The 12,129-nt window shown below is 57.1% G+C and carries 9 protein-coding genes and 1 pseudogene; 5 read left to right on the forward strand and 5 right to left on the reverse strand.

Going from position 1 to position 12,129, the window contains the following annotated elements:
• Nucleotides 1-351 precede the first annotated feature (351 nt).
• Nucleotides 352-609, forward strand: a complete 258-nt coding sequence (locus OE750_RS16040) for a hypothetical protein (protein ID WP_263765327.1) — start codon at nt 352-354, stop codon at nt 607-609.
• A 558-nt stretch (nt 610-1,167) separates the two neighbouring features.
• On the opposite strand, the gene OE750_RS16045 is transcribed toward OE750_RS16040, so the two are convergent.
• The 3 genes from OE750_RS16045 to OE750_RS16055 all read right to left on the reverse strand — a co-directional run bounded on the left by OE750_RS16045 (nt 1,168) and on the right by OE750_RS16055 (nt 3,555).
• Entirely contained in the window at nt 1,168-2,280 is a 1,113-nt protein-coding gene (locus OE750_RS16045) for a zinc-binding dehydrogenase (protein ID WP_263765328.1), read from the reverse strand.
• Between the two features lie 246 nt (nt 2,281-2,526).
• Nucleotides 2,527-3,108, reverse strand: a complete 582-nt coding sequence (locus OE750_RS16050) for a rhomboid family intramembrane serine protease (protein ID WP_263765448.1) — start codon at nt 3,106-3,108, stop codon at nt 2,527-2,529.
• Between the two features lie 189 nt (nt 3,109-3,297).
• Complete coding sequence (locus OE750_RS16055; RefSeq protein ID WP_263765329.1) at nt 3,298-3,555, reverse strand: helix-turn-helix domain-containing protein; 258 nt, start codon at nt 3,553-3,555, stop codon at nt 3,298-3,300.
• Between the two features lie 68 nt (nt 3,556-3,623).
• Between OE750_RS16055 and OE750_RS16060 the strand changes: the two genes are divergently transcribed.
• From OE750_RS16060 to OE750_RS16075, 4 genes are all read left to right on the forward strand, one after another.
• Complete coding sequence (locus OE750_RS16060) at nt 3,624-4,247, forward strand: hypothetical protein (RefSeq protein WP_263765330.1); 624 nt, start codon at nt 3,624-3,626, stop codon at nt 4,245-4,247.
• A gap of 692 nt (nt 4,248-4,939) precedes the next feature.
• Nucleotides 4,940-6,226: a plasmid recombination protein gene (locus tag OE750_RS16065; protein WP_263765331.1), complete on the forward strand. Its 1,287-nt coding sequence runs from the start codon at nt 4,940-4,942 to the stop codon at nt 6,224-6,226.
• Nucleotides 6,227-6,499: 273 nt separating this feature from the next.
• The gene (locus OE750_RS16070) at nt 6,500-6,712 is read left to right on the forward strand and encodes a hypothetical protein (protein WP_263765332.1); all 213 of its coding nucleotides are present in this window, start codon (nt 6,500-6,502) and stop codon (nt 6,710-6,712) included.
• A gap of 11 nt (nt 6,713-6,723) precedes the next feature.
• Entirely contained in the window at nt 6,724-8,442 is a 1,719-nt protein-coding gene (locus tag OE750_RS16075; protein WP_263765333.1) for a recombinase family protein, read from the forward strand.
• 404 nt (nt 8,443-8,846) lie between these two features.
• Here the strand turns inward: OE750_RS16075 and OE750_RS16085 are convergent.
• Nucleotides 8,847-9,132 (reverse strand): annotated as a pseudogene (locus OE750_RS16085) (hypothetical protein); the annotation flags it as partial.
• 11 nt (nt 9,133-9,143) lie between these two features.
• Complete coding sequence (locus OE750_RS16090; RefSeq protein WP_263765334.1) at nt 9,144-12,119, reverse strand: CHAT domain-containing protein; 2,976 nt, start codon at nt 12,117-12,119, stop codon at nt 9,144-9,146.
• Nucleotides 12,120-12,129: the final 10 nt, after the last annotated feature.

Below are 12,129 nucleotides of genomic sequence, written 5' to 3' on the forward strand. Positions count from 1 at the left end.
GCCGAATACATATGAGCGACTTCCGAGAACATGCCAGAAATCATTTGCGAACAGCAGCCGGTACATACATTGGGCCGTTCGCTGCCATCGACACCAAGGCGGGAAGCCGTATTTTCTGCATCTGCGTGGTTGCAGTTCCAGCTTGAAGAAAGCAGCCGTTCATAGACTAGAGATCAGAACGCCGATGCTCGCGCTAATCATCCAATTCAGTTGGCTGCATAATGCCGGAAGTCTCGCCTGCAGATCCTTTTGGGCTGGGTGAGTTTCGGAACCTCCTCGCAAACAAAGCGTTAATGACTAGATGTCATAGTGAATTTGCCGGCAGCCATCGTTGATCCCAAGTTGAGGCTCGTGATCGAGAAAAGCTGTAAACCAGCAGCTGAACCTGATAAAAACTCAATTATGCAAATCAATGTGAACGCATATCCTCAGTTACGCACTTTGTGCTGGAACCGCCCTGACAATGCTGTCTTGGACGGACGTGAGGCGCTTGGCCTTTACGAAAACAACTGGCGCCTGGTAGAGGCTGAGAACTTCGACGTAGAAGAGAAACAGTTGCTTGATGATCTTGTTGCCCGTTTCGGCAACGGCGTATTTATGCCCGCTTGAAATGACGTTCAAATAAATCTCGTTTATTCGCGAATGCCATAACTCTATCCTGAACGTCTTGAGATACTTAAACGAAAATTTTCTTGAGAAATCCGAGCTCTGATTGCCCATACATCTTTTGGCTTCAGAGGCCGTTTCTGACCGACAATGCGACCTTTTTCCAGGCCGGGCGAAACGCGCGAATGGCAGGTAAGTTTTGGGTTTCCATGACTGATCCTTCGATCCGCCACACCCTCCCACAACAACAACCCGGCGTTGACTGTGGCAGCATATCACAGGATGCCGCACCGCACCCAAGGTCGGCTTGGAGCCCAAGGTAACGGATGCTGCGTGATGCATGGATGTCCGCTATGCGGACTGTGGACGCAGCATTACGTAGGTCGGTCCAATGTCGGGTTTGGGCGAAATTAAAACGACGGAGCAGCAAACCAGGATATGCCGCGATCGAATTAGAGATGACAATGAGTTCCACAGGAATAAGGCAACACAACTCACCAAGGTCGGCCCTCTGAAAAGAGCAGGCGCTGCCCGTGATGAGCCGCGCCGCTCCGATATGCGTTACGACCAGGGCGTTACGAGGTATTTTTCGCCCGTCTTCATGGCGCGGTAATCCATCACGGCTTCCTTTGTCAGCATGTCTTCCAACGAGACGCGCGATTTGTAGTTGCTGGCGAAGGTGGTGGTAAGGTTGTCACGTACACGCTGGCGCATACGGCCCATGGTTTGCTGCCCGACGGACTGTAGGAAGGGGAACAAAAGCCAACCCGACAGCGTCCAGCCGAACCCGTAGGATGGCGTCAGAATAGTTGGGCTTGTGTCAAGGCGACCGTAGATGAACATGCGTTTCTGCTGGTTGGAACCATAGCGCGAAAATTCGGTCATCTGCTCGATCGCGACCCGTTCCATCGCCCTGAAAGACATGTCGACCTGCTTGCCACCGCCAACGGGGTCAAAGCCGTAGAACGCACCGGTTTCACGAATGGCGCCGCTTAGTTGATCCATGAAGTTATCGTCCGAGGAATTGACCACGTGCGTCGCACCGAGACCCTTCAGCAGGTCAACCTGTTCACTCTTGCGCACAACATTTACCAGCCCGACCCCATCCTCTTTACAGATACGTGTCAACATCTGCCCGAGGTTTGAAGCACCTACCGTATGCAAAATGGCGTCCTGCCCGTCGACTTTGGCATTTTCGACAAAGCCAAGTGCAGTCATCGGGTTAACGAAGGCGCTGGCCCCTTCTTCGGCGGAATGATCGCCAAGAGGCAGGCACATGGAGGCATCGGCAAGGCAATATTGACTGTAGGCGTTACCCGGCACGCAAGACACGCGCTGCCCGACAAGAGCCTGCGCCGCTTCGCTGTCACCAGCCTCAACCACAGTGCCGGCGCCTTCGTTGCCGGCGGGCAACTTCATCCCGTGACGCGCCTTTGAGGCCGTGTTTGCTGCCTCGGGCATCTTGGCGACAAACTTGCCGGGCGTGTATTCAGCGTTTTCGACGTCCGCTCCTCCGACCAGAATGGCAAGGTCGGATGGGTTGATCGGTGCGGCTTCCATTTTTACGAGAACCTGGTTGCCCGTGGGGGCTTCAAAGGTCACATCCTCAACCGCGACGGTCAGCGTGCCGTCAGCCTCGAGCGTGGTGAACAACTGTTTTCCAGTCGTAGTCATGATCAGGTCTCCTACTTAATCGATAATGTTAGGGCCTCAGGTATGCCATAGCGACCTGATGTCACCCCTAAACGTATGGTCAAGGGATGCGCATACAGTAAAGTTTCCGTGACTTGCCGTCTCAAGGGCATGCGGGACAGGAACCAAATCCCGTTGGAATTTTTGCAGAGAGGCGCGTCAACCAAGATGGAGTCTAGCGCCAAAGCTCTAATGCTCTGCCTCACCCTTTGACCGAAGTGTCATGCTTCATTCCAAATTGACGTCGCGGAGGCGCGGAGTATGGACGTGTGTTCGTATAAGGAATGCAGCCGCTGCGCCCGCGATAGCGCCGAACAGGTGGGCTTCCCAAGAGACACCAGGTTGACCCGGCAGTACGCCCCAGAGAATAGAGCCATACAGAAAACCGACCAGTAGTGTCGCGCCAAGCGTGATCAGCGAGCGATCCACCAAACCGCGGGCCACGAGGAAGCCGAACCAGCCGAAGATCAGCCCTGACGCACCGATATGGATGGCGGAGCTTCCAAACAGCCAGACGAGACCGCCGCCGAGGCCAATCACCACGGCGTTCACTGCCGGCAAGGCCCTCGTGGCAGTGGCAGCCAGCAGCCCACCCATCACCAATAACGGCGGCGTATTGGCCATCAGGTGTGCGAAACTTGCGTGCAGGAGGGGCATTGCTATGACACCATCCAACCCGCTGACATGCCGGGGGATCAGGCCGAAGGCCGGGTTGAAGCCGTAGCCGATGATCCAGTTGACGACCTGCACCGCCCATAGCAGTGAGACAAAGGCTGCAAGTGCCGTGGTGCGCCGAAAGAATGCGCGCATGTGATCCCGTTTCCTCATGTTGGCGACAATAGCCGTCTCCACAGCGCCTTCAACGGCTTTCGTGCGCTGCACAGAGGCGTCTCAGCCTGTTCTCAATGATGGCTTGGAGCCGAAATCAGGCTTCTGACGCATCGAAATGCTAATGAAGCGGGCTCACACAAATATAAACGGTGAGCAATCGTCCAGCTCTCAAATACGATGCAATTGATCTGTCGCTTTTTCGGCGGCATTCAGCAGCCCTGAACTTTCGACGCCAATCGCTCGGGCCAAGACGATCAACTCCACTACATCAATCCGCCTCTCCCCGCTTTCAACTCGCGCCACGAAGGATTGATGGCAGTGTAGTCTTTGCGCCAGTTGTGCTTGCGTCAAGTCAGCAGCCCTCCGGGCCTCCACCAGCGCCCTGCACAACGCCTCGTGCCCCTCGCTCCTAATAGTTTTTGCCATGCTGTTGCGAATCCTCTTTCGCATCAGCGTTAATCCAGTTATTAGATAATCTAAAAAGTGGATATTTTATGCAAAACTTTGACACCAGACTGATCCAATATGATCTTACGCCTAAGGATGCACGCCCTGCCTTTCTAGCGCTTCTATTCGATAATCCTGTGATGCGCCGAGCATTTCGGCAAATGGCAGAAGACCGCGTAACCCGCGCAATGATGGAGTTTCTAAATTTGGATGTGATCCCCTATGAGGATTACAAATTGCTTAGTAAACGTGGTTACGTTAGATATTACGGGGACTTTTACACCTATATTCCAGCAGCGCGCGGTCTGGATTTACCAGACGTGCGCTTGACGCAGAAAGGTGAGAGATTCAAAGGTAATGGACCACTCGATTACCGCAATCACTGGCATTTCGCCGACTTTATCCTCGCATATCGAGTTAGGAATACGGGGAAGGGCTTGGTCGCGGGACGGGAAACACTTGAGGAGTGGATAGATGAGGGCAACGAGAGCTGCCTTAATGCGCTCGTTGATCCTAATACCGGTGGCAAGTTGACAAGCCTGACTGAGCTTGGTGTTTTTGATATCTGCGATCCAACTTACCGAGAAGAGATGATCCAGCTACGCGCCAAAGAAAAAGTGGCCCATCCTTTGACCGCAAGCAAACTCGTCCATGACGTGGTTTCGCACTGAAGGTGATTTCAAATCTATGAGAGGCACTCTGGGTGGCTGCGCGGCGAGGAAAGCATTGCTGAGCTGTGCCGCCCATTGCCCGGCAGGGTCATGCGAGGCAGGATCCCGTGAGGGGTCAAGGGATATCGCCGGGCATGTATTAAAGCTGGTCAAAACAAAAATTTGAGGTAGGCAAGCGACGTTTGTCCGGGATCCTGCGCGCTAGGCAACGTTGCTCATAATGAAGAAGCAGCGGAGGTAAGGCGTGTGCAAGTATTTCGAAGGCAAATGGGCATTGTTATAGGACAAGCACATCAGGCCGCAGGAGCCGTTTATGCCCCTGACAGCCCCCCCCGGAATTAAGAACACCACAGAGGTAACAAGCGCTACCTTCCAAACAAGAAGAACCGTAAAACTAATTCAAGGCAATCCTCTCGGGTCCGGCAGGCTGCCGGTCGCAGGTATCGTGCAATGGGGGTGCCCCATTGAGTGATGCCGAGAAGAGGTCCGGGGGTATCCCCGGAGCGGCGGGTTTCGAAAGGGTGCAACCCTTTTGTCCGGGTGTTTCAAAAGAGGGGCGAAGCGATCCCTCTTTGCCGGATAGGGGATAAAGCATTTATCCCCTAGTAGGTTAGGGAATAAGGATTTACCCCCCACTTCGGATTTTCACAGGTGCTTGATATACTCGGACAACGTTTCATGAGGTGTTGTCCATGTCAATATTTACGCATTTTCCGGAGGATGAGCGACGCTCAAATCCGCGTGCCGCGCTGGTCCGGATTGAGGGCCGGGATGCAAAAGGTTACGGAAACCAGCGGCGACATGACCTGCGGATCGGCCCCCAGCCCGCATACGTCAACGAGGCCCCGGATCAACCGAACCGGATCCTGATTGACCCTATGCCTACAGCCCGGCTCAAAAAGCAGGCAAAGCAGCGGCGATCACAACGTGCCACACAACGCGCGATGAAGAGCAACGCAGGCATTGCGGTGGTTGGCTTGATCGGCTTTGGGATCGAAGCCCAGAGCATGTTCAACGCCCTCCCCCCGGACAAGCAGGACAAAGCCCTCCGGGCAGCGGCGGAAAAGATTGCCACAGAGCTCAACACGACAGTCTCGGGTCTTGTTCTGCATCTCGACGAAACAGCGCCGCATGCCCATGTCAGTTTTTGCGGCTATGATATGGACGGCAAGCCAATCTCGAATGCCATGAAGCGGCAACTCTTCATAGACCTTCAGACAGCCCTGCACGAAGAACTCCTGCCCTATATGCCCGAGCTTGAGCGTGGTCGTGCGCGCAAACGCCGGGTGAGCGCGGGGGCAAAGCCGCATGAGGTTATTCACCGGTCGGTTGCAGAACTTCATGCTGATCTCCCCGGCGAGATTGAAGGCCGCAGAGCATATCTCGAGACCCTCAAAGAGAAGGTCAGGAAGAATGAAGACCGCGCGCAAAAAGCGCGCGAGAAGGCCGAGGCCGACGAGGACAGGGCCGAGAAAGCCCTGAAGAATGCTCAGATCTATGAGCGCCGCGCAGCCGATGCGCAGGCGCAAATCGCAGAGCTTGAGACGGTAATCGAAGCAGAGTTGGCGAAGAAGGCCGACCTTGAAGCGGCAAGGGCCAAAGCCGTGGAAGAACGCGATCAAGCGTTGGAGGCTGCCGGAAAGGCGGAGGCCAGGGCACAGGAGGCCGAGATGCGTGCTGCCGATATCGACACAAAGGTCGCCGACACGGCCATGCTGGCCGCTGAAGCGGCAGCGGCAGTCATCACAGGTGATCTTTTCCAAACCGACAAAGGCATTTGGCAGATCAATCAGGGCGGTCCTGCGAGGGATCGTCTCAAGCAAGTCTGGAACCACATTAAACCGGCAATCGAGCGCGTTGCGCATTGGTGGGATGGCGTCCGGGCGCGCGTCGATGCGCTCCCGGATCCTGAACGCGATGAGTTCTACAGCGATGTGCCGCCCGTTGATCCTGATGATCCCTCCGAACCCGGGATGTAAGATCATCAGCGGTCGACGGTTTTGAGCCTGCGAACGGTGTCTGCGCGCCTATCAGCCAGCACCGCCCAAATCCCGATGTTAAACGAATGGAGAGTTCTCCGGATTTTCGCCCTAGTTATCCACATAAATCGAATGCTCGGGCTGATTTAGGAGGCGCTTTTGAGGGGCCATCTTTGGTAACCTGTGCCCAGCTTGGTCCCAGCGACCTTACATCGACACAGCTTATCAACGCCCCTGCTTTTATTGGCTTGCGGCGAACGGAGACGGCACGCCATGGCGCGCGAACGGAAGACAAACGCACAACAGGAGGACGTCCGGAAGGACGATGTCCGGCCTGTGGCGCAGGCTTCCGAGATCTCCGGACTTGCCAAGCAACAGGAGAGCACGCATCCTAAGCTCATCGCCCTCGTAAAAATTATGGCGCGCCAGGCGGCCCGTGAGGACGCCTTGGCGCAAGAGCGCGACACATACCGCAAGACGGATTAGGGGGGACCACAATGCCAATGACCAAACGCCAGAAGCGCGCCGCCATCTACGCAAGGTTTTCAACCGACATGCAGACGGCGGCCTCGATAGATGACCAGATCCGGGTCTGCACAGCCCTTGCGGGGGCGCTTGACCTCTCTGTGGCCCGGACCTTCCGTGATGACGCGATCAGCGGCTCCACCGATCTCAGGCCGGGGTTCCAGGGGCTGATCCAAGCCGCGATGTCCGGACAGATTGACGTGGTCATTGCGGAATCTCTCGATCGCCTGAGCCGTGATCTCGAGCATATCTCCGGCTTCTTCAAGCGCATGCAATTCCTCGGGGTCGAGATCGTCACAAAGGCGGAAGGCACCATCACCGATTATCATATCGGGCTTGGCGGCACGATGAACGCACTGTTCCTCAAAAACCTCGCGCAAAAGACCCATCACGGGCTTGAGGGTCGCGTAAAGGCAGGCAAATCCGCAGGCGGCAAGAGCTATGGCTATGACATCCACCGCTCCCCCCTGCCCGACGGCACATTCACCACCGGTGAACTCAAGATCAACGAGACCGAAGCCGATATTGTGCGCCGGATCTTCGTTGACTATGCAAGCGGCTTGAGTGCCCGCAGCATCGCCACCGCTCTCAATCAAGAGGGCATCCCTGCCCCACGCGCGGCAACCTGGTCGTTTTCGACGATCTCGGGGAACTGGAAGCGCGGCACCGGCATCCTCAACAATGATCTTTATATCGGTGAGCGGATCTGGAACCGGCAGCGGTTTGTGAAGTGCCCGCAATCGGGTAAGCGTCAGGCGCTGCCCAACCCGCCCGAAGATTGGGTCCGCGAGGCCGTGCCGGAGCTGCGGATCATCGATCAGGAGCTTTGGGACCAGGTGAAGGCGCGCCAGGGCGCCACGCGCAGCACAATCCTTGAAGCACGCACCGACGAGAATGGACCACAGGCCCAGAAGGCGCGCCGTGCGCGCTACCTGCTGTCCGGCACCGTAGAATGCGGAGACTGCGGCGCGGGCTATATCATGATTAGCGCGGATAGGCTCGGATGCTCCGCGGCCCGCAATCGGGGCACCTGCCAAAACCGCAAATCCATCAAGCGGCTCGACCTCGAAGAGCGCGTTCTTTGCGGTTTGCGCGAGCGCCTGATGACCCCCGAGATGATCTCGACCTTCGTTGAGACCTATCAGGAAGAAAGCCGCAAAGAACACCGTGCGGCCAAAGCCGCTCGCGCCAATGCCGGACAAGAGCTTACCAAAGTCACCCGCGAGATCGACAATATCGTTGAGGCCATCTCGCAAGGCATGTTCCAGCCGAGCATGAAGGCAAAAATGGATGAGCTGGAAGCACGCAAAGCCCAATTGGAAGGCGCGCTATCCGCCCTGCCCGAAGAGGACACCGTCCTGCTTCACCCCGGACTGGCAGATCTGTTCCGCAAAAAGGTTGAAGACCTCGTCGCCAGCCTCAATGATCCGGGCCTTAAGACCCAAGCGGGTGAATTGCTGCGCAGTCTGATCGACACGATCATCCTGACACCGGATAGTGATGCGCCCAACGGGCACTTGATCACGCTTCAGGGCGAACTGGCAGGGATTTTGTCGTTCTGTGACAAAGGGATGGCTGTAAATGCCGACGCCCGCAGCAATGCTACGGGCGCTAGGCAATTAACAATGGTTGCGGGAGCTCGATTTGGACACTATTTCGCAGGTTTGAGTGAAACCCGGATTAAACGTTAATATCGCCTCTATTGATCGCAACGACGAGTTCGCCTCATACGCCGACGTTCGAACTTCTGCGGGTAGCTCACCCTCCACCGGATTATCTCGCTCTGGCCCGAACTATTGCTCTTTAGCAATCGTGAGGCCATAGTTCGAGTATGAGAAAAACACTCGCAACCTTAACCTTGGGCCTTTCTCTGTTGACTGCCGGGTCGTGCGCAGTGGCCGAGCCGTCGCATGGCTCTTTCACTGCCAAACGACCTGATCCGCACAGACAAAACGTCCAGGTCGCGCTGGAGAGCATCCGGTCCGCTGCGTCGGCCGAAGATGTGCCTGCTTTGTTGGCTTGGTTCGATCCCGATGCGACGTTCAGTTTTGGCACCGAGACCGAGTGTCTTGGCACACTTTTAAGGGGCCAAGACACCGTTGATCTTCACGAAAATTTCGCCCAGGTGCCACTGAATGTGCCCGAAACTTCTGGGCACGCCTTTTTCGTATTTCCCCAGCAAAAATTGGGCCAAACCGGTTCCACCAGAAACGGATAGTTTCGTGGCTGACGTCGATGCCCCGCTCATGCAGCAGATCCTCAACGTTCCGAAGCGACAACGGAAACCTAACATAGAGCATGACCGCAAGGCGGATGATCTCAGGACTGGTTTTGAAATAACTAAAAGGGGAGCCCCTGCCCGGCTCAAGCCAGCTTGCTATGACAGGGCCCCCTAACCGCCGGCAACCACGAAGGGACCCCAAGCAGAAGGGTGCGCCCACTTTGGGTTTTGAGGCTTGTCGATCATGGACAGCATCGACGTGCGCAATGCCTGGGCACCTGCGGTGCTAGGCGGCGTTTCTTCAGGAAAAGAAGTCAGTGCCGCAAACATTGACGTCGTCAACGCCACAGTCGCATCGGATTGCACTGGCCAATGAGATACCAGAAGCCGCCTCGCTCCGGCGTAAAAGAACGCACGGGCCAGGCCGGACAGACCTTCGGTGCTGTCAGCCGTAGGGCCCGACGCAGTGTTGCAGGCCGACAGGATGACCCAGTCCGCATTCAAAGAAAAGGTCGCAATCTCGCTGGCGCGTAGCAATCCGTCCGTACCGTCTGTACCGGGGGTCAAGGCAAGTGCGGGTTCGCCCAATTCGCTAGCTTCTCCGCCCAGAAGGCCATGCGTGGCGAAGGCGAGCACCTTTGCCTCAGCGGGACTGGCCTGCCTTAGCCCCTCCTTTGTGGCGTCTTGGCCGAGTAATAGCCGCCCCGCCCCCGCCGCGATGCTGGTGGACAGCCGTTCTAATTCCTCTTCCGTTTCAGGAAGAGGCGCGAGCTGGACCCCTTGAGCACTGGCGTCAAATTCCGGGTTTCCAAGCCCGAGAAATGCCAGGCTGCCCAAGCTTTGGACAACATCCTTGCGAAGGTTTTTCAGGCTTGACGCGGCGGGGAGCGTTGCAAAAGCGTAGTCGCGTATGGCCCAGGGAACTGTGCCGTTCAGACCGCCGGGAATGTCCTTCGCCGCCGCGCTCACCAGCACGCCAAAGGGCAACGTCTGGAGGGCATCATCCGGAGAGATCAGCACGACGCCCCCTTTCGGAAGGTGACCCGCAAGGGGGGCCAATGTAACCGAGTATAGGGCATGCGCCAGATCCAGATCGTAGGTCTCTTTCTCATTCGTCTGGCCGAGAGGCATCGCGCCTCGGACTATCCGAGCCGGGTTTAGCCCTTGGCGGAGCCGATCCACCGCATCGCGGAGCCACGGTCGGCTGACATCGCTGCGGTGCCAGATGACATGCTCCGGCGTGACCGCAAAGACATGCAGCCCGGCCCCCGTTGTCAGGTAGAGAACAAGAGCTTCATCCGGCTCCAGCAGGTCGCGCGCAAGAGTCATCGTCAGCGGCGTCAGTGCGGCTTGTGATGCGAAACCGGGATGGCGGGTTGCCAACTGCCTCTCGATCTCGTCCAGCTTTTTGTCCAATCGCGACACTTCGGCCTGTCCGGAAACGCCTTGAGCCGCGGCCAGGCTTCGGGCGGCGATCAATGTGTCCCGCTGGCGCAGGAGGATGGCAAGGGCGTCATCCCCCGTGGCGAGCCTCTCGGTCATTACGGCGATGGCCTGGCCGGCTTCGGAGTGACGCACGGTCTGAATTTGCCGGAAGACATTTTGCAGCAGACCGGGGTGGGTGCCGCCCTGACTGAGGCCGACATAGCCCTCGCCTGTCGGCCCCTCCCATGGAAACACGAACGGGCCGGTTTGCCTGCATAGAAGATCATCGCCTTCGCAGGGGCCCCAGGGCGGGTTCTGCCGCAAGGTTTCGTAACCGGCATCTATTGCCTGCTCCATCACCGCGGAATATCGGACGATCTGACGTTTCAGCGTCTGCGACTGCCGCGCGGGAATGCTGGTCAGGAAATGCGCCGCCACCTCGAAGGCTTGATCGGCCATTTGCGCCCTCATCTGGTACTCGGAGTACACGCCGTTCTCGTCCAATCCGACCCGCCCCAACCCGGCAAGGGCACGGGCCAGCGTATCGGCGCGGACATTGAACTGCATGCGAATGGCGTTGTATTCCGCCCGCGCGGCCTCATTATGGCCGCCGCGCTCGAAATGCTCTGCAAGCAACAGGCGAATGTCGAAGATCAACCGCTGGAGCTGATTGTCCTGCGGAAAGCCGTCCGACGACAGAATCGACAGATCGACATCTCCGGGTGCCAACGTCTCGGCTGTATCGGGCAGGCCCTCAAGATAATCAAAACCGACAAGCATCATTTGCAGCGCGGTTTCCATAGCAAGATATGTCGGCGTGTTGCTCTGCCCCTCGGGCGGGGCCAGATATTGCATAGAAGATGTCATGAGATCTATCGCAGTTTCGGTATCCGTGGTTTCGGGATCCAGCCTGTGCAGAAACTGCATCAGGCTTCGGTGCTCCTTGCTGATGTTTGCAAGTGCCAGCGCATCCTCGGCTAGGGTGCGAGCGCGGGCGCGATTGCCTAGACGCCAGTCGATCATCGCCGCCATCGACAGCGCGGCGGGGCGCACGCTGGGGGCACTGATTGCGAGAGAAAGCAAACCCTCGCGGGCCTCCAGAACACGCCCCATGGCTTCCAGCACGCGCAGTCGCATTAGTCGGCCCTGAGGAAAGGGGGCGCCCATCAATCGTTCAAGCTCGGCCAATGCCTCTTCCAAGGGGGTCAGGTTCTTCTTTTCCGTCAGGATGAAGGCGGCGCGGCTTGAGGCATAGGCGGACAAAAGTCGCATCTGTTGAACGGTCTGGTCGGAAAAACGGTCGCTCCAACTGTCTTGGATCATATAGTTAGCGGCGCTTCGATAGCTGCCAGCAGCCATTTGGAACAGGCCAAGGTCGATAAGGATATTGCCGCGCAGGTTGGCCATTTCTGGCAGGCGCTTCGTCAGAAATGGCGTGCGCGTGCCAGCCTGATCCATAGTTACCAAAGCGGCGTTCCGATTTTCGGCGCCATATTCAAAAGCAGCCTTGTAGAAATAGAGATCCGATAGCAGGAACGGATCGTAAAGGCCGTCACGATCGTAAAGCGCAATCGCCTGTTCAAGGCTTTGTGCAGCTTCCGCAAAATCCTTGGCTTGGGATTGTTCCATGGCACGCATACTCAGATCGCGCATGGTCTCCTGCGCGACCGCAGGGTAGGCCAATAGAAGGAGCAGAAGGTAGTGTGCGTATCTGCGGATCATGCAGTGTCCT

Origin of the sequence: Lentibacter sp. XHP0401, from assembly GCF_025751535.1 — a bacterium.
Classification (GTDB): domain Bacteria; phylum Pseudomonadota; class Alphaproteobacteria; order Rhodobacterales; family Rhodobacteraceae; genus Lentibacter.

Coding starts and splice junctions, on each gene's coding strand:
- OE750_RS16045 (WP_263765328.1), bottom strand. CDS start 2,280: ATGACTACGACTGGAAAACAGTTGTTCACCACGCTCGAGGCTGACGGC.
- OE750_RS16050 (WP_263765448.1), bottom strand. CDS start 3,108: ATGCGCGCATTCTTTCGGCGCACCACGGCACTTGCAGCCTTTGTCTCA.
- OE750_RS16055 (WP_263765329.1), bottom strand. CDS start 3,555: ATGGCAAAAACTATTAGGAGCGAGGGGCACGAGGCGTTGTGCAGGGCG.
- OE750_RS16060 (WP_263765330.1), top strand. CDS start 3,624: ATGCAAAACTTTGACACCAGACTGATCCAATATGATCTTACGCCTAAG.
- OE750_RS16065 (WP_263765331.1), top strand. CDS start 4,940: ATGTCAATATTTACGCATTTTCCGGAGGATGAGCGACGCTCAAATCCG.
- OE750_RS16070 (WP_263765332.1), top strand. CDS start 6,500: ATGGCGCGCGAACGGAAGACAAACGCACAACAGGAGGACGTCCGGAAG.
- OE750_RS16075 (WP_263765333.1), top strand. CDS start 6,724: ATGCCAATGACCAAACGCCAGAAGCGCGCCGCCATCTACGCAAGGTTT.
- OE750_RS16090 (WP_263765334.1), bottom strand. CDS start 12,119: ATGATCCGCAGATACGCACACTACCTTCTGCTCCTTCTATTGGCCTAC.